Annotated in this window: 19 protein-coding genes; 10 read left to right on the forward strand and 9 right to left on the reverse strand. The window is 61.2% G+C overall.

Annotated elements, in window-relative coordinates; genetic code table 11:
* Positions 1 to 22: 22 nt before the first annotated feature.
* The 6 genes from PspCFBP13509_RS24865 to PspCFBP13509_RS24890 form a co-directional block, all read right to left on the reverse strand.
* Positions 23 to 1,804, reverse strand: a complete 1,782-nt coding sequence (locus PspCFBP13509_RS24865) for a DUF1302 domain-containing protein (protein WP_074847597.1) — start codon at positions 1,802 to 1,804, stop codon at positions 23 to 25.
* A 482-nt stretch (positions 1,805 to 2,286) separates the two neighbouring features.
* The gene (locus PspCFBP13509_RS24870; RefSeq protein WP_074847598.1) at positions 2,287 to 3,198 is read right to left on the reverse strand and encodes an SDR family oxidoreductase; all 912 of its coding nucleotides are present in this window, start codon (positions 3,196 to 3,198) and stop codon (positions 2,287 to 2,289) included.
* A gap of 237 nt (positions 3,199 to 3,435) precedes the next feature.
* On the reverse strand, positions 3,436 to 4,338 hold the full coding sequence (locus tag PspCFBP13509_RS24875; protein WP_137212836.1) for an alpha/beta fold hydrolase: 903 nt from the start codon (positions 4,336 to 4,338) through the stop codon (positions 3,436 to 3,438).
* A complete protein-coding gene (locus PspCFBP13509_RS24880; RefSeq protein WP_065925985.1) occupies positions 4,338 to 5,120 on the reverse strand; it encodes a class II aldolase/adducin family protein in 783 nt (260 codons plus the stop codon). Before PspCFBP13509_RS24880 ends, PspCFBP13509_RS24875 begins: the two co-directional genes overlap by 1 nt.
* A 153-nt stretch (positions 5,121 to 5,273) precedes the next feature.
* Entirely contained in the window at positions 5,274 to 5,960 is a 687-nt protein-coding gene (locus tag PspCFBP13509_RS24885) for an LrgB family protein (protein WP_065947207.1), read from the reverse strand.
* Complete coding sequence (locus PspCFBP13509_RS24890) at positions 5,950 to 6,336, reverse strand: CidA/LrgA family protein (protein WP_065926023.1); 387 nt, start codon at positions 6,334 to 6,336, stop codon at positions 5,950 to 5,952. The genes PspCFBP13509_RS24885 and PspCFBP13509_RS24890 overlap by 11 nt, the downstream gene beginning before the upstream one ends.
* 98 nt (positions 6,337 to 6,434) lie before the next feature.
* Between PspCFBP13509_RS24890 and PspCFBP13509_RS24895 the strand changes: the two genes are divergently transcribed.
* A complete protein-coding gene (locus tag PspCFBP13509_RS24895) occupies positions 6,435 to 7,331 on the forward strand; it encodes a LysR family transcriptional regulator (RefSeq protein WP_065925983.1) in 897 nt (298 codons plus the stop codon).
* Here PspCFBP13509_RS24895 and PspCFBP13509_RS24900 read toward each other — a convergent pair.
* Complete coding sequence (locus tag PspCFBP13509_RS24900) at positions 7,312 to 7,767, reverse strand: flavodoxin (RefSeq protein ID WP_065925982.1); 456 nt, start codon at positions 7,765 to 7,767, stop codon at positions 7,312 to 7,314. The genes PspCFBP13509_RS24895 and PspCFBP13509_RS24900 overlap by 20 nt on opposite strands.
* A gap of 129 nt (positions 7,768 to 7,896) precedes the next feature.
* Here PspCFBP13509_RS24900 and PspCFBP13509_RS24905 point away from each other — a divergent pair, with 129 nt between their 5' ends.
* Both PspCFBP13509_RS24905 and PspCFBP13509_RS24910 read left to right on the forward strand, forming a co-directional pair.
* A complete protein-coding gene (locus PspCFBP13509_RS24905) occupies positions 7,897 to 8,364 on the forward strand; it encodes a PAS domain-containing protein (RefSeq protein ID WP_137212837.1) in 468 nt (155 codons plus the stop codon).
* Between the two features lie 59 nt (positions 8,365 to 8,423).
* Entirely contained in the window at positions 8,424 to 9,029 is a 606-nt protein-coding gene (locus PspCFBP13509_RS24910; RefSeq protein WP_065925980.1) for a hypothetical protein, read from the forward strand.
* Positions 9,030 to 9,031: 2 nt separating this feature from the next.
* Here the strand turns inward: PspCFBP13509_RS24910 and PspCFBP13509_RS24915 are convergent, their stop codons facing one another.
* Positions 9,032 to 9,991: a MerR family transcriptional regulator gene (locus tag PspCFBP13509_RS24915; RefSeq protein WP_137212838.1), complete on the reverse strand. Its 960-nt coding sequence runs from the start codon at positions 9,989 to 9,991 to the stop codon at positions 9,032 to 9,034.
* Positions 9,992 to 10,205: 214 nt separating this feature from the next.
* On the opposite strand from PspCFBP13509_RS24915, the gene PspCFBP13509_RS24920 reads away from it, so the two are divergent.
* The 6 genes from PspCFBP13509_RS24920 to PspCFBP13509_RS24945 are packed head-to-tail and all read left to right on the forward strand — an operon-like array spanning position 10,206 to position 13,143.
* A complete protein-coding gene (locus tag PspCFBP13509_RS24920) occupies positions 10,206 to 10,766 on the forward strand; it encodes an antibiotic biosynthesis monooxygenase (RefSeq protein WP_137212839.1) in 561 nt (186 codons plus the stop codon).
* Between the two features lie 57 nt (positions 10,767 to 10,823).
* Complete coding sequence (gene folM, locus PspCFBP13509_RS24925; protein ID WP_065925977.1) at positions 10,824 to 11,534, forward strand: dihydromonapterin reductase; 711 nt, start codon at positions 10,824 to 10,826, stop codon at positions 11,532 to 11,534.
* Positions 11,535 to 11,554: 20 nt separating this feature from the next.
* The gene (gene folE / locus PspCFBP13509_RS24930) at positions 11,555 to 12,115 is read left to right on the forward strand and encodes a GTP cyclohydrolase I FolE (protein ID WP_025858052.1); all 561 of its coding nucleotides are present in this window, start codon (positions 11,555 to 11,557) and stop codon (positions 12,113 to 12,115) included.
* Between the two features lie 2 nt (positions 12,116 to 12,117).
* On the forward strand, positions 12,118 to 12,489 hold the full coding sequence (gene folX, locus PspCFBP13509_RS24935) for a dihydroneopterin triphosphate 2'-epimerase (protein ID WP_003194073.1): 372 nt from the start codon (positions 12,118 to 12,120) through the stop codon (positions 12,487 to 12,489).
* 23 nt (positions 12,490 to 12,512) lie between these two features.
* Entirely contained in the window at positions 12,513 to 12,809 is a 297-nt protein-coding gene (locus tag PspCFBP13509_RS24940) for a DUF1244 domain-containing protein (RefSeq protein WP_027607644.1), read from the forward strand.
* Positions 12,802 to 13,143: a HopJ type III effector protein gene (locus tag PspCFBP13509_RS24945; RefSeq protein WP_065925976.1), complete on the forward strand. Its 342-nt coding sequence runs from the start codon at positions 12,802 to 12,804 to the stop codon at positions 13,141 to 13,143. Before PspCFBP13509_RS24940 ends, PspCFBP13509_RS24945 begins: the two co-directional genes overlap by 8 nt.
* Before the next feature lie 96 nt (positions 13,144 to 13,239).
* On the opposite strand, the gene trxB is transcribed toward PspCFBP13509_RS24945, so the two are convergent.
* Positions 13,240 to 14,202, reverse strand: coding sequence for a thioredoxin-disulfide reductase (gene trxB, locus PspCFBP13509_RS24950; protein ID WP_025858049.1), 963 nt, complete (start codon positions 14,200 to 14,202; stop codon positions 13,240 to 13,242).
* A gap of 294 nt (positions 14,203 to 14,496) precedes the next feature.
* Between trxB and cysZ the strand changes: the two genes are divergently transcribed.
* On the forward strand, positions 14,497 to 15,261 hold the full coding sequence (gene cysZ, locus PspCFBP13509_RS24960; RefSeq protein ID WP_137212841.1) for a sulfate transporter CysZ: 765 nt from the start codon (positions 14,497 to 14,499) through the stop codon (positions 15,259 to 15,261).
* Positions 15,262 to 15,289 lie beyond the last annotated feature (28 nt).

Below are 15,289 nucleotides of genomic sequence, written 5' to 3' on the forward strand. Positions count from 1 at the left end.
TCTTGTCCTTCTTTAAGCCAAATCAGAAGTTCACGCCGAAGCTGAGGGCGAGGAAGTCGCGGTCGGTCAGGGTGTTGTAGTCGCCGCCAAAGAAGTCGGTGTAGCTGAGGCTGGCGGTGTAGGTGCTGCGATAGTCCGCATCCACGCCGACGCTGAGGGCCTTGGCGCCTTTATTGAAGATCCCGTTGGGCCCGTAGCCGGCCACGTCATGGGACCAGGACAGGTTGGGCTTGAGGTTCACCCCGAAGAGCGCGTTGTTGTAGTCGAGGATCGCCCGCGCGCGGTAGCCCCAGGAGGTGGAGGTGACAAAACCGTCGGTGTCACCCTGGAAACCGTAGGCGCCATAGACCGAATCACGGCCGTAACGCAGTTTGGATTTGTCCTCCAGGCCCGCCACGTGCACGACGGCCGCCTCGCCTACCAGGGTCAGGCGTTCGGCGCCGAGGACCTGGTCGAAGAACTGGGTCATGGTGCTTTGGATCTGAGTGATTTCCTTGCGGCGGTAGCCCTTGTTGTCGTCACCGAAGTTGCTGCGGATGGGTGAAGCGAGTTGGCCGGCGATCGGATTGATCAAAGCCAATGTCAAGTCGGTGGTGTTCAACTGCACCGGGGCATTGGGCCGGTAGCTGATTTCCCCGGTCCACGCGGTGCCGGTGGGCAAGGTGGTGGAGAAGCTCGCGCCGAACAGGCGAATGTCTTCCGGGTAGTCGAGATAGTACTGGCCACGGCCGAGCATGGTGCTCTGGGCCAGGGCCGAACCGAAGCCCGCCGGAGCAGCCGCCGCGATACCACCGATGGTCGCCAGATTGGTGTTGGCGGTAATCGTGCCCACAGTCGGCGTACGGCTGTGGTAGTTCATGAAATACAGGCCGTACTCCGTGTCATCGCCCAGCCAGCGCAAGGCTGCACCGAATTGGCCGGAATCCCGTGCATCGCGATCACCGGCACGCTGCACCACCACACCTTCGCGGGTCACCACAAAGCCTTGGCCGCGAGCCGCTGCGATCGGTTGGAGCGGGGCAATCGCCGGACTACCCACCGTGTAGTTGCCGGTGCAGCCATCCGCCGCCACGTCATTGCCAAAGAAGGTGCCGCAGTTATCCAGCACCGTCTGGTCCCACTCCAGCTGGTAGAACCCTTCCACAGTCAGTTGGTTGGTCAGGCTCTGGGACGCGAACAGCATGTTGACCGGGATCAGCCCTTCCTTGATCTCGGCACCGGGCCGACGGAACGCCGACACGTCAATCGGGTTGATGCTGTTGATGGAGTTGCCGATGAAGGTACTTTCGCCCCAACTGACCACCTGCTTGCCGGCACGCACGGTGCCCGGCAGGTCGCCCAGGGAGTAGTTGTGGTAGACGAACGCATCGAGGATCTGCGCGCCGCTGGACTTGGCGCCTTCCTTGCGGTTGTGGTCGCTGATCTGCTTGAACTCGCGGTCTTCGTCCTTGAGTTCGAAGTCGTACCAGTATTTGCCGCGCACGAACACACCGGTATCGCCGTATTTCAGCTCCAGGTCATGCAGGCCTTTGAAGATCTTGGAGAAGGTCTCGCCCTTCTTGAAGTTGAGACGCCCGTCATCCCCCGTGGAAGCCTGGCCCGTGCCGCCATTGACGGTGCCCACGAGCTTTTTATCGGCATCGCGCATGCCCCAGCTCGAGCCGACCGACAGCGAGGAGTCGAATTGCCCTTCGATCTCGCCAATGTTGAAGGAAACAGCCTGTGCCTGGGCACAGCAACCCAACGCAACCGCAGCGGCCAGCGCCTGTGGCGTGAAGATGGCGCGCATTGTTGTTTTTGTCATGCGTCTTCCCCGGTGAGTGACAGAAGGCCTCACCCTACTGCCGCGCATCAGGAGCGATAAGCGCACCAAGGAGGGATTCGCTCTATCGCTCGAAAGGATGACAAGCCGCTCTGGCCGGGGTGTGGGCGGGCCCATGGATTGGGTGGATGGCGGGTTATCAGGGGAATGGATGGCTCGCCCTCAAACTGTTGCGCTTTCAGTAACAGTCCTTGTCATGAATCGGGATTACTCATTTTGTAACAACCGACTATTCTTGCCTCGCTTTCAGGGCAAACAGCCCGTTTCCCCATCGGGAAGAACAGCCAGACTCGAATGGATTGATGCCTTTTTTCAATCTGTTACCCGTGTTCAATGACGTTGATTTGTCGCTCCTTGATCCAACGTCTGACTTCAGCCGCTGCGTTTGCAGCGGCTTTTTTTTGCCTGAAATAAAACGGGGCGCCATCAGCGCCCCGTGGGATTCAAGCTTTTTCAAGCAACGATCACAGGCTGTACTTCTGCAAGTTCGCCATCATCTCCTTCAACGCTTCGATGTTGTCGTTGGGGTGGGCTGCGCCTTCAAAGTCGCAGATCTGCGCCCAATGCGCCGCCACATCATCGGGGGAGAACCCGGCTTCAGGGTCGAAGCCCACGCCCAGGCTGCGCTCCCAGCGGGTCTTGCCGATCCAGCCGCCACCGACCTCGAACAGCCCGGACGTTTCCTGGCACGCTTCGCTGCCCAGGTACACCACCAGCGGGCTGACCAGTTCCGGCTTGAGGCGCTCAAATACTTGCGGCGGGATCAGGCCTTCGGTCATGCGCGTACCGCCGGTAGGGGCAATCGCATTGACCAGGATGTTGTTCTTGCGCCCTTCCAGGGCCAGGGTGCGGGTCAGGCCGTACAGCCCGAGCTTGGCCATGCCGTAGTTGGACTGGCCGAAGTTGCCGTAGATGCCCGAGGTGGACGCGGTGAAGATCACCCGGCCGTAGCCTTGCTCACGCAGGTGGGGCCAGGCGGCGCGGGTGACTTTGTAGGCACCTTCGACATGCACCCGGTAAACCAGGTCCCAGTCGGCGTCGTCCATTTTGTGGAAGGTTTTGTCGCGTAGGATGCCGGCGTTGTTGACCACAACGTCGATGCGGCCGAAGACGTCGAGGGCGTTCTGGACGATCTTGTCACCGTCGGTGACAGAGTCATGGTTGGCCTCGGCGACACCGCCCGCAGCACGAATCTCGGCCACCACTCGGTCGGCGGCGGACGCATTGGCGCCCTCGCCCTGGGTAGAGCCGCCGAGGTCGTTGACCAGGACCTTGGCCCCGTGCCTGGCGAACAGCAGCGCATGGGCCCGGCCCAATCCGCCGCCGGCACCGGTGACGATCACGACCTTATCCTGGAACTGCACTGACTCACTCATACCGAACTCCGCTGGCGACAATGGGAATGGTTCGAGTGTCCGGCAACGCGCCTGCGGTCACAATAAATACGGCGGAGGCTGAATGGTGCTCGATAAGGCTGGGGGATGATGACTCGTCTCTCAGTAGGAGCGAGCTTGCTCGCGAAAAATCCCAGAGCGCCGCGTGGTGTCAGGACTCCCGCGTTATCGTTGACGATTTTCGCGAGCAAGCTCGCTCCTACAGAAAAGGATTCGGGATCAGGAATAGGCCACTTGCGAGGCCGGCTGCCGGAGCCGATCACGAAAGGCCTGGTAGTGCCTGAGCACCTGCACCGGCGCCTCGATCTGCGGGTAGTGGCCGATATTGGCCAGCAACACCGTGTCGGCGTCGGGCACCAGTTGCTGGTAACGCTCGACCATATGCGCGCCGGAGATCGGGTCCACTTCGCCGTCGATCACCCGCAACGGCACTTCGCCGCGCTGCATGGCGGCGACCCAGCGATCACGCAGGCGACGGCGCTGGGGGACGTAGGCGATCAGTTTGTGCAGGATGCGCGTGCCGTCGTTGACGTTGATCAGGCTCCAGAAATCATCCAGGGCACTTTCACTGGGGCGGGTGTCGGGGCCGAATATCTGGCTGAAGCTGTCCGCCAGGGCATTGCGCCCGAAGGCGCGGCCGATCATCCAGCCCAGGGGGCTGAGCAAGAGTTTTTGCACCAGCGCCAGGCGATGGGTTTCGGGGAACAACCCGCCATTGAGGAACACACAGCTGGCCATCTCAAACCGGCCTTCGTAGTGCCGGGCCAGGAGTTCCTGGGCGACGCTGTCACCGTAGTCGTGGGCCAACACATGCACCGGCTGTTCCACTCGCAAGTGTTCGAGCAGGGCCTGTTGCAAGTCCGCCTGTTCCAGCAGGCAGTAATCGTGGTCCAGCGGCTTGGCCGAGTCACCGAAGCCGAGCATGTCGCAGGCGATCACCAAGTGCCGCTGGGCCAGGGGCTGCCACAGGTAATGCCAGTCCCAGCTGGCCGTGGGGAAGCCATGGATCAGCAGCAGCGGTTCGCCCTGCCCGGCCACCCAATAGCGAAGGGTACGGCCGCGAAAGACGAAATCCTGGCCACGCTTGCGCCAGACTCTGAGCGGGATTTCGGCGAGTGGCATCAGCGGTTATACCCCGGGTCTTGCAGGTCCAATTTGCGCAGCAAGGCCGGCCAGGCCAGCGCGCCGCCCATGCCTTGGGCGCTCTTTGTGACAGCCGCCACCATCGCCTTGGCACCGGCAAGAATCTGCGGCCCGATGGCGATCAATTCGGCGCCGCCGCTCTGCGCCAGCACCTGAATATCGCAGGCACGCTGGAAGGTGAACATCATCAGAAAGGTGTCGGCAATGGTACTGCCGCAGGTCAGCAGGCCATGGTTGTGCAGCATCAGGAAATTGCTATCCCCGAGGTCGGCCTGCAAGCGGGCTTTTTCTTCATGGTTCAAGGCCACGCCTTCGTAGGCGTGATAGGCCAGGCTCGACAGCACGAATAGCGATTGCTGGCTGATGGGCAACACGCCCTGCTTCTGCGCAGCGACGGCCACCCCCGCGGCCGTGTGGGTGTGCAGCACGCACGTCACATCATGGCGAACTTCATGGATGGCACTGTGAATGGTGTAGCCCGCCGGATTGATGTCGTAGGGGCTGTCCATCAGTTTGTTGCCGGCCTGATCGACCTTGACCAGGCTGGACGCGGTGATCTCGTGGAACATCAGCCCATACGGGTTGATCAGGAAATCATCGGTGCCCGGCACCTTGGCCGAGATATGGGTGAAGATCAGGTCATCCCAGCCATGCAGCGCCACCAGGCGATAGCAGGCTGCCAGGTCGACGCGGGTCTGCCATTCGGCAGCGCTGACCTGGTCTTTGACATTCTGCGGCGATAGAACGGGGGCTAGGCTCACGGCGATGACCTCCTTGGCGCACTGTCTTATTGTTGTTTTTTTGTGTGATGGGCCAGTCTAGTCAGACCTCATGGCCGCCGGAGTTGCCTTGGCAGCCAGCTTGATGACCGAGCGGGTCAGTTCAGAGAATAGTTGAGGTTTGTTTAAAGCGCGTCAGAGAAGTGCCGCCAGAAAAGGCACGGCAAACAGGTTGAGCAACCCCGTCAACACCATCACCAGGCCGGCGACCGAGCCCTCTTCGCCGCCCACTTCATGGGCGCGGCTGACACCCGCACCGTGGGCTCCCACGCCAAACAACGCGCCACGTGCCAGGGGTGTCCGCAGCGGCAGCCATTTGAGTAATACACCACCGAGCATGGCGCCGAACACACCGGTGAACATCACGAACACCGCCGTCAGCTCCGGCACGCCGCCCAGGTCGGAAGACACCGGCATGGCGAACGGTGTGGTGATCGAGCGCGGCACCAGCGACAGCGTCACCGCACCGTCCAGCGCCAGTGCCTTCGCCAGGCCGAACGAAGTCGCGATCGACGCCACACTGCCCGCCACCATACCCAGCAGCAACGCCGGCCAGTGCCGCGCCAGCAAGCGGCGCTGCTGCCAGATCGGCACGGCAAACGCCACGGTCACCGGGCCCAGCACCAACATCAGCCAGTGGGTGTCGGTGGCGTATTCGGCATAGGCGGTGTGCATCGGCACGGCCACCGCCAACAACAATGCCGGCACCAGGATCAGCGGCGACAGCAGGTAGCGCCCGGTACGCCGGTAGAGCCAGCGGCTGAATACGTAGGCGCCCAGGGTCAAGGCGAGCCAGAACACCGGCATCAGTTCAAGCTTCATGGCGCAACCTCCAGCGGCACACGGCTTCCACCGTAAATGCCGTGACCAGCATCACCGCCAGCGTGCTCAAGCCGATCACCAACAGGATGCGCCAGCCATCGTTGCGCAGCAGGCCGCCGTAATCGAGCAGGCTCATCAGGGCCGGGATGAAGAACAGCAGCATCTCGGCCATCAACACCCCGGCGCCCAATTGCAGTGCCGCCGGCTTGACCAGGCCGCTGGCGAACGTTGCCAGCAACAGGCCCAAGCCCACCACGCCACCGGGAATGGGCCAGGCCAGCCAGGTCGCCAACTGGGTGCCCAGCAGATAAATCGCGAGCAGCACAACCAATTCAGTCAGTAAACGGCCAAGGTGTTTGAAGGAAAAACGTTTCATGGGCTTTGGGTCCTCGCAGGCGCCCATTTTAGAACGCGGCCTTCCATCCCCACAGCGAATTGTTAGACTGCCAACCATTCCAAACTGGAATCAGGCCGATGGAATTCAAACAGCTGCGCAGCTTTGTCGAAGTGATCCACCGAGGGGGCTTTACCCAGGCAGGGAAAACCCTGCATATCAGCCAGTCCGCCGTCAGCAAGCAAGTCGCGCAATTGGAGCAAAGCCTGGGCACGCCGCTGCTCGATCGTATCGGCTCGCAGATCCGCCTGACCGCCGCCGGCCAGGTCGTGCTGCAACGCGCCGAAGCCATGTTGCGCCTGCAAGCCGAACTGCTGAGCGAGCTGGACGATATGCAGCAGCTCACCCGCGGCGAGTTGCGCCTGGGCCTGCCGCTGCTGGCGGGTGACACGCTGTTCGCCGGGTTGTTTGCCGAGTACCGCCGGCGCTACCCGAACGTCATCATCCAGTTGCTGGAGGGTGGCAGCCGCAATATCGAACAGGCCATCCTGAGCGGTGAGCTGGAAGTGGGCGGCAGCTTGAAACCCAATGACCCGGCGTTTGCCTGGCAAGCCTTTTGCGATGAACCCCTGGACGCACTGCTGCCGATTGACCATCCCCTGGCGGACAACGCCCAGGTGCGCCTTGAGGAATTGGCGGACACGCCGTTCCTGATGTACCAGCGCAGCTTTGTGCTTAACGACCGCCTGATGCAGGCGTGTCAGCAGTTGGGTTTTACCCCGAAGGAAATCGGCCGCAGCGGCCAGGCGGACTTCCTCGCAGCCTTGGTGGCCGCCGGCCAAGGCGTGGTGCTGCTGCCCAGCGTGGTCGCCCGTGGGCTCGTGCGACCTGGGGTGGTGCGCCTGACGTTGAAGGCGCCCGACTACCTGCGCTGGGACATTGCCTTTATCTGGCGTGAGGGCGCCTACCTGTCGAAAGCCGCCCAGGCCTGGCTGGCGTTGTTACGCGAGTTTCCGGTCAAGCGCGCAGTGCAGTGACCAGCTCGGCCAGCCATGGCTCGGCGTCGGCTTCCGGGGTGACGCTTTCGCTGGCGTCCAGGCGCAGCATCGGCAGCACTTCACGCACACCCAACTCGCCGAACAGCTCGCGCATTTGCTCGCCACCGCCACAGAAGGTGTCGCCGTAGCTGGCATCGCCCAGGCCGATCACTGCGCCGGGCAGGCCGCGCCAAGCGGCGGGCAGTTGGTCGCGAATGGTTGAATACAGGGGTTGCAGGTTGTCGGGCAATTCGCCCATGCCGGTGGTGGAGGTCACCGCCAGAAAGGCTTGCGGACTGAAGGCTATTACATCCGCCAAGGTCGCACGGGGATTGTGCCAGGCCTCAAAGCCGGCCTTGTTGAGGAGGTCGGCGGCGTGGCGCGCGACTTCTTCAGCCGTGCCGTACACCGAGCCGGAAAGGATGGCGACTTTCATCAATCTGATCCTGTAGTTGAGCGAAAGCCTGGGATATTAGCAGCTGGCGCAAATATTTCGGCGCCCGCCGTGCAAGATTCAAGGCATGTCTTAAACTGCCCACTCCAATCACAAGCCATGGACCGCTCAATGATTAACGCCAAGCTGATGCAAATGGTGATCAACGCTTCCAACGACGGCATCGTCGTCGCTGAAAGAGAAGGCAAGGACAAGCCGCTGATCTACGTGAACCCTGCATTCGAACGGCTGACGGGCTACACCCTCGACGAAATCCTCTACCAGGATTGCCGCTTCCTGCAATCCGGCGACCGCGACCAGCCGGCCCTGATGGCCATCCGTGACGCGTTGGAGAACGGCGGTGCCTGCCGGGAAACCCTGCGTAATTACCGCAAGGACGGCAGCCACTTCTGGAACGAACTGTCCCTTTCAACGGTTTACAACGCAGCGGACAAGCAGACGTATTTCGTCGGTGTACAAAAGGACGTCACGCGCCAGGTCAAGGCCCAGCAGCGTGTCGCGCAGCTGGAAAGTGAACTGGCCGAGGTCAAGGCCGAGCTGGCAGCGCTCAAAGCGACAAGCGGATTAAACAAAATTTAGAAACTGCGGCCATAACAGCGGATAATGGCACTTTAACACCCCTCCATTGAGCAAGCACGATGCAACGCAATGCGCTTCTGACCCAGGATGAGCTGGATTTCATTCAGAGCATGCAGCACAACCCGCAACTCAACCTGCGGGATGCTTCGTCGAGCCTGACCGTCAACGGCGGTGCACAGATTCGCGACTTGCTCACCCGCCTGGCCGCCCACGACCACCTCACCATCCAGGCGCAGTTCGACAACCAGCAACTGACCTTCCCCCTGCATCTGGTAGAGGATGAGTTCAATGCGGTGCATCTGCGTTTGGGCGTGCCGAGTATTTTCGAAGACGGGCCAATGATACGCCCGTGGCGCCTGGCGCTTGAAACGCCGGTGGCGCTGGAGAACATCCGTGGCGCTGCTGGCGCCCTGCGGGTGCATGAAGTGTCATTCAAGGGTGTGCTGGTAGAGATTCGCGGCCGGATCAAGCCGCCAAAAACCTTTTCCCTGTGGTTCAGCCCGTCGGGCTACGAACGCATCGCGCTGCGCGGCGCATTCGAGCGGGAAACGGCGCGGGGTTTGTTTGCCTACCGCTTGAGCCAAAGCGACGTGGATGAAACCGAGCGTCTGCGTCAGTTCATCCTGCACCAGCACCGCCTGGTCCACCCGCACATGCATGCCTGAAATCAGGTATCCAGCCCGCCGCTGAGAAACTGTTGCAAGCGCCGCCGCATCAAGCGACCTTCATTGCCCAGGCAGCCGAGGGACGTGCCGGCCAGGCCGTCCTCGGCAAGATCCGACGCCGCACCTGCAAGCAGCAGCGGGCAATCCAGGGTCAACGCCAAGCGGTTCAAGCGCCCCGCAAGATCATGGTTATGCGAGTAATTGGAGAAGAGGATCAGCGCCTGTGGGTGAGTCTTCTCGCAGACCAGCGTCAACTCGTCAAACGGCTGTCCCATGCCCAGCACTTTCACGGCCAGGTCATCCCGGCTCATCAGGAGCGCCGCCACCAGCAACTCCAACTTGCGGCACTCACCCGCCATGGCCGCCAGCAATACCCGCGGCACGGGTGAAGCACACGCCAGTTGCAGGCGCTCCAAGGCACGTACTCGCAGGAAGTTGTCGAAGAACAGCCACTCGCTGGCCTGGCCAAAACGCCCCTGATGACGCAACAGCTCATTCCACAGGGGCATCAGAATGTCCTGGAACACCATGTCGAGTGGGTAGGTCGCCAGGACCTGCCCATACACACGTTCCAGCTGACGGTCGTCGAAGTCGCTGACGGCCTGCATCAACCGCGCCTGCCACTGCGGCCATTCGCTTTCCTCGACCGCATCGCGCTGCGCACGAACGGCTTCGGCCTGCTGATCGTCGCGAGCGAGGATCTTGCCCACTTTGCTCACGGCGACGCCGCGCTCGATCCAATCGAGAATACGATGGACTGTCTGTATATCGGCCTTGGAATAGAGGCGATGCCCACTTTCGGTGCGCGTGGGCTGTATCAGCCCATAACGGCGCTCCCAGGCACGCAGGGTGACCGGGTTGACGCCTGTCAATCTCGAGACTTCACGGATCGGAAACAGCTCATCGGAATCAGTGGAATCCAGATGCGAAACACTTTCAAGCGGAGCAGTAATCACGGGCATTTTTGACCAAAAAACCAACGTTAACTGGGCGCTCATTTAACCCCTTTACACCTGTCTTTTTCAAGTTTCCCGCTTTTCGGACCAATGTCGCTGGTGTATTCGGGTAAAACAGGAATAATCCTTGCCTGCTTTTTACACGTCGCTGCAACACCCCGCAGCTTCGTCTGTGCGCCACCTACACGGTCCAGTGCACCCGTACATTTGGAGATACACAATGTCTACCTCTCCCGTCACCTTGATGGTTGCGCGCCGCGTGGCCAAAGGGCGCTATAAAGAACTGATGGCCTGGCTGCGCGAAGGCGAGCAATTGGCCACCGACTTCCCCGGTTACCTGGGCTCCGGCGTGCTGGCCCCACCGCCCAATGACGATGAATTCCAGATCATTTTCCGCTTCGCCGATGAGAAGACCCTGCACGCCTGGGAGTTTTCCGCCTCACGCAGTGCGTGGTTGAGCCGTGGCAGCGATTTGTTCGCCGACCCGTCCGAGCACCGTGTACGGGGCATCGATGGCTGGTTTGGCGCAGCGGGTGCGCGTCCGCCACGCTGGAAGCAGGCGGTGGCGATCTGGCTGGCGTTTTTCCCGGTGTCGCTGCTGTTCAACTTCGTCCTGGGGCCGCTGCTCAGTGAACTCGAGCTGGGGCCACGTGTGCTGGTCAGCACAATGGCACTCACGCCCTTGATGGTGTACTGGTTCATTCCGCTGTCGACCCACCTGCTGGCGAACTGGCTGCACCCAGCGCCAGCCCCGCGCAAGGCCTCCGAAGCGGCGGCGTGAGTACAGGGGCGGCCCGTCGCTGGTATGATTTGCGCCTGCCAGCGACGCGAGCCTCCCATGACTGCAACGAACGCCCCGATCCTGATCACCGGCGCCGGCCAGCGTGTCGGCCTGCATTGCGCCGAGCGCCTGCTGGACGAAGGCCAGCCGGTGATTTTCAGCTACCGCAGCGAACGCCCCGGCGTGCAGGCCCTGCGTGAGCGTGGCGCAGTCGGCGTGTTTGCCGACTTCTCCACCGAAGCCGGAATTCTCGCGTTTATCGCTGAACTGAACAGCCAAACCCAAAGCCTGCGTGCGATCATCCACAACGCTTCGGCCTGGGTCGCAGAGGCGCCGGGCGACGAAAGCCGTGCCTTTACCGACATGTTCAGCGTGCACATGCTTGCGCCGTACCTGATCAACCTGCATTGTTCACCCTTGCTGCAACGCTCGACACCTGCCGACATCGTGCATATCAGCGATGACGTGGTGCGCAAGGGCAGCCGCCAGCACATCGCCTACTGCGCCACCAAGGCCGGGCTCGAGAGCCTCACGCTGTCGTTCGCCACGCAGTTTGCGCCGCTGATCAAGGTCAACGGCATCGCCCCGGCGATGGTGATGTTCAACGAAGGCGACGACGCGGCCTATCGCACCAAGGTGCTGGCCAAGTCGGCCCTGGGCATCGAGCCTGGTCCCGAGGTGATCTACCAGAGTGTGCGTTACCTGCTGGACAACCCCTATGTCACCGGTACCACCCTGACCGTCAACGGCGGGCGGCATATCAAGTAAGCCGTTTGTGAGGATGTTGTATGACCTTATCTCTGCCCCACCATTACCGCGAGATCCTCAAGGGCCTGGGCGAAGACCCGGAACGCGAAGGCTTGCTCGACACCCCCAAGCGTGCCGCCAAGGCCATGCAGTACCTGTGTCATGGCTATGAACAGAACCTCGAGGAAATCGTCAATGGCGCACTGTTCGCCTCCGACAACGACGAGATGGTGATCCTCAAGGACATCGAGCTGTATTCGCTGTGCGAGCATCACCTGCTGCCCTTTATCGGCAAGGCCCACGTGGCCTATATTCCGACCGGCAAGGTGCTGGGCCTGTCGAAGCTGGCGCGTATCGTCGACATGTTCGCCCGGCGCCTGCAGATCCAGGAAAACCTCACCCGGCAAATCGCCGACGCCATCCAGGACGTGACCCAGGCCGCCGGTGTGGCCGTGGTGATCGAAGCCAAGCACATGTGCATGATGATGCGCGGCGTGGAAAAACAGAATTCAACCATGAACACCTCGGTGATGCTCGGCGCGTTCCGCGAGTCGAACACCACGCGCATGGAGTTCCTGCAACTGATTGGACGGAGCAAGTAGCAATGCCACAACTTCAACCAGGCATGGCGCGCATCCGGGTCAAGGACCTGTGCCTGCGCACCTTCATCGGTATCAATGAGGACGAAATCCTCAACAAGCAGGATGTGCTGATCAACCTGACCATCCTGTATGCCGCCCAGGAAGCCGTGCGCGACAACGACATCGACCACGCGCTGAACTACCGCACCATCACCAAGGCCATCATCGCCCACGTGGAAGGCAACCGCTTTGCCTTGCTGGAGCGCCTGACCCAGGAACTGCTGGACCTGGTGATGAGCAACGAATCGGTGCTGTACGCCGAAGTCGAAGTGGACAAGCCCCATGCGCTGCGCTTTGCCGAGTCGGTGTCGATTACCCTGGCGGCCAGCCGCTAACCCCTGAATTGTCAGTGAGCCCTATGAACGATCAACAACGCCTCGAACTCGAAGCCGCCGCCTTCCGCCGGCTGGTGGCGCATCTGGACAGCCGCAAGGATGTGCAGAACATCGACCTGATGAACCTCGCCGGTTTCTGCCGTAACTGCCTGTCCAAGTGGTACAAGGCCGAGGCCGACGAGCGCCAGATCGAGCTGAGCCTCGATGACGCCCGTGAAGTGGTGTACGGCATGCCGTACGCCGAGTGGAAAGCCCAATACCAGCAAGAAGCCAGCGCCGAACAACAGGCGGCGTTCGCCAAAGGAAAGACCCATGACTGATTTGAACACCCTGCGCGCCAGCCTCGACAGCGGCGCACACGTTTTTGCCGACACCCTGGCGTTTGTCGCTGCCGGTTACGATTACCAGCCGCAGGCCTTCACCAACGGCGATGTGGAAAACGCTGCCGGGCAGAACGAAGGTTCGTGCAAGACCTTGGGCCTGGCGCTGCTGGAAGGCTTGAGCGACCAGGAAGCGCTGCTGGCGTTTGGCGAGCATTACCGCTCGGTGGTGGCCACGCCTGAGGGCAGTGACCATGGCAATATCCGCGCGTTGATTGCCCATGGGTTGGCAGGTGTGAAATTCGCCGCCCAGCCACTGACCCGCAAATCCTGAGTCAGATGCAAATGTGAGAGAGGGCTTGTCCCTCCCAGATTTAAATTGCACCCATAAAAAAACCGGCCTCGCAGCCGGTTTTTTTATTTCAACAATTTAGAACGCAGCGTCCTTCAAACCGTCGAGGTAACGCTCGGCGTCCAGGGCCGCCATGCAACCGGCGCCGGCCGAGGTGATGGCCTGGCGGTAGACGTGGTCGGCCACGTCGCCGGCAGCGAAGATGCCTTCGATGTTGGTCGCGGTGGCGTTGCCTTCACGACCGCCTTGCACCACCAGGTAACCGTCTTTGGCTTCCAGCACGCCTTCGAACAACGATGTGTTCGGGGTGTGGCCGATGGCGATGAACACGCCGTCGACTTTCAGCTCGTCGAAGCTGCCGTCGTTGTTTTTCAGGCGAGCACCGGTCACACCCATGTTGTCGCCCAGGACTTCATCCAGGGTGGCGTTGAGCTTGAGGATGATCTTGCCTTCGGCGACACGGGCGTGCAGCTTGTCGATCAGGATCTTCTCGGCGCGGAACGTCTCGCGACGGTGAACCAGGGTCACGGTGCTGGCGATGTTGGCCAGGTACAGCGCCTCTTCCACGGCCGTGTTGCCGCCACCGACCACGGCGACCGGCTTGTTGCGGTAGAAGAACCCGTCACAGGTGGCGCAAGCGGAAACGCCCTTGCCCATGAACGCTTCTTCCGATGGCAAGCCCAGGTAACGAGCGCTGGCGCCAGTGGCGATGATCAGTGCGTCGCAGGTGTAGACGCCGCTGTCGCCGGTCAGGCTGTAAGGTTTTTTCGAGAAGTCGACCTTGTTGATGTGATCAAACACGATCTCGGTTTCAAAGCGCTCGGCGTGTTCTTTCATACGTTCCATCAGCACCGGACCGGTCAGGCCGTGGACATCGCCCGGCCAGTTGTCGACTTCAGTGGTGGTGGTCAACTGACCGCCCGCCTGCATGCCGGTGATCAGCAGCGGCTTGAGGTTGGCCCGGGCAGCGTAGACGGCAGCGCTGTAACCGGCAGGGCCGGAACCGAGAATAATCACTCGCGAATGACGGGTATCAGACATGACTCACTCCTATCGACCGCCCGGACTACAAGACGGCTGGAATAAAAAAGGGACCACGAAGCACTTGGGGAAGGCTTTAACTCGCAGGCCCTGAAAAATAATGGGTGCAGCGTATCGAGGGGGGCAAGATTAAGGAAATACGGAATAACAATCCAGCTCATAGGCGGTCTCTATGCAGTCAGGCCGATTAATCGACGCCTTTGTTACCGTTGATGTCGTCACACCGACCACGCTTTCGCCTTGAAGGCAAAGCCGGTAAGGTCGGCGCGTTCGTCATCCTGCTCGGAGTTCTCCATGCCCGCCCCTGTTCTTTCCGGCCCGCAATACCTGCGTGAAGGCCTCAAACTGGTGCTGAGCCCCGGCCTGCGCCTGTTTGTGTTGCTGCCGCTGGCGATCAACCTGATGCTGTTCGTCGGCTTGATCTACTTTGCCGGCCATCAGTTCAGCCTGTGGGTCGACCACTTGATGCCGACCCTGCCCGGCTGGCTGAGCTTTCTGAATTACCTGCTATGGCCGCTGTTTGTGGTGCTGGTGGTGCTGATGGTGTTTTTCACCTTCACCATGCTCGCCAATATCATCGCGGCACCGTTCAACGGCTTTCTTTCCGAGAAAGTCGAAGTGGTGGTACGGGGTACCGATGACTTCCCGGCCTTCAGCTGGGGCGAACTGATTGAAATGGTTCCGCGTACCCTGGCCCGGGAAATGCGCAAGCTGGGCTACTTCCTGCCACGGGCCATCGGCCTGTTTATCCTGTCGTTCATTCCGGTGGTCAACCTGATCGCCGCGCCACTGTGGTTGCTGTTCGGCGTGTGGATGATGGCGATCCAATACATCGACTACCCGGCCGATAACCACAAGCTGGGCTGGAACGAAATGCTCGCCTGGCTGCGCCAGAAGCGCTGGCAGAGCATGAGCTTCGGCGGCATCGTCTACCTGGTGCTGCTGGTGCCGGTGGTCAACCTGTTGATGATGCCGGCGGCAGTGGCCGGGGCGACCTTGTTCTGGGTGCGTGAACAGGGCGCCGAGGCCATGGCGACGCCGAAAGTGGCCAAGTCATAAATCCATCATCTGCATGACACAATGGCGA

This window comes from Pseudomonas sp. CFBP13509 (assembly GCF_005233485.1).
GTDB classification, from domain to species: Bacteria; Pseudomonadota; Gammaproteobacteria; order Pseudomonadales; family Pseudomonadaceae; genus Aquipseudomonas; species Aquipseudomonas marginalis.

Bases quoted from the DNA above. Each gene is read 5' to 3' on its own strand.
- PspCFBP13509_RS24865 (WP_074847597.1), bottom strand. From the start codon at position 1,804: ATGACAAAAACAACAATGCGCGCCATCTTCACGCCACAGGCGCTGGCC.
- PspCFBP13509_RS24870 (WP_074847598.1), bottom strand. From the start codon at position 3,198: ATGAGTGAGTCAGTGCAGTTCCAGGATAAGGTCGTGATCGTCACCGGT.
- PspCFBP13509_RS24875 (WP_137212836.1), bottom strand. From the start codon at position 4,338: ATGCCACTCGCCGAAATCCCGCTCAGAGTCTGGCGCAAGCGTGGCCAG.
- PspCFBP13509_RS24885 (WP_065947207.1), bottom strand. From the start codon at position 5,960: ATGAAGCTTGAACTGATGCCGGTGTTCTGGCTCGCCTTGACCCTGGGC.
- PspCFBP13509_RS24890 (WP_065926023.1), bottom strand. From the start codon at position 6,336: ATGAAACGTTTTTCCTTCAAACACCTTGGCCGTTTACTGACTGAATTG.
- PspCFBP13509_RS24895 (WP_065925983.1), top strand. From the start codon at position 6,435: ATGGAATTCAAACAGCTGCGCAGCTTTGTCGAAGTGATCCACCGAGGG.
- PspCFBP13509_RS24900 (WP_065925982.1), bottom strand. From the start codon at position 7,767: ATGAAAGTCGCCATCCTTTCCGGCTCGGTGTACGGCACGGCTGAAGAA.
- PspCFBP13509_RS24905 (WP_137212837.1), top strand. From the start codon at position 7,897: ATGATTAACGCCAAGCTGATGCAAATGGTGATCAACGCTTCCAACGAC.
- PspCFBP13509_RS24910 (WP_065925980.1), top strand. From the start codon at position 8,424: ATGCAACGCAATGCGCTTCTGACCCAGGATGAGCTGGATTTCATTCAG.
- PspCFBP13509_RS24915 (WP_137212838.1), bottom strand. From the start codon at position 9,991: ATGCCCGTGATTACTGCTCCGCTTGAAAGTGTTTCGCATCTGGATTCC.
- PspCFBP13509_RS24920 (WP_137212839.1), top strand. From the start codon at position 10,206: ATGTCTACCTCTCCCGTCACCTTGATGGTTGCGCGCCGCGTGGCCAAA.
- folM (WP_065925977.1), top strand. From the start codon at position 10,824: ATGACTGCAACGAACGCCCCGATCCTGATCACCGGCGCCGGCCAGCGT.
- folE (WP_025858052.1), top strand. From the start codon at position 11,555: ATGACCTTATCTCTGCCCCACCATTACCGCGAGATCCTCAAGGGCCTG.
- folX (WP_003194073.1), top strand. From the start codon at position 12,118: ATGCCACAACTTCAACCAGGCATGGCGCGCATCCGGGTCAAGGACCTG.
- PspCFBP13509_RS24940 (WP_027607644.1), top strand. From the start codon at position 12,513: ATGAACGATCAACAACGCCTCGAACTCGAAGCCGCCGCCTTCCGCCGG.
- PspCFBP13509_RS24945 (WP_065925976.1), top strand. From the start codon at position 12,802: ATGACTGATTTGAACACCCTGCGCGCCAGCCTCGACAGCGGCGCACAC.
- trxB (WP_025858049.1), bottom strand. From the start codon at position 14,202: ATGTCTGATACCCGTCATTCGCGAGTGATTATTCTCGGTTCCGGCCCT.
- cysZ (WP_137212841.1), top strand. From the start codon at position 14,497: ATGCCCGCCCCTGTTCTTTCCGGCCCGCAATACCTGCGTGAAGGCCTC.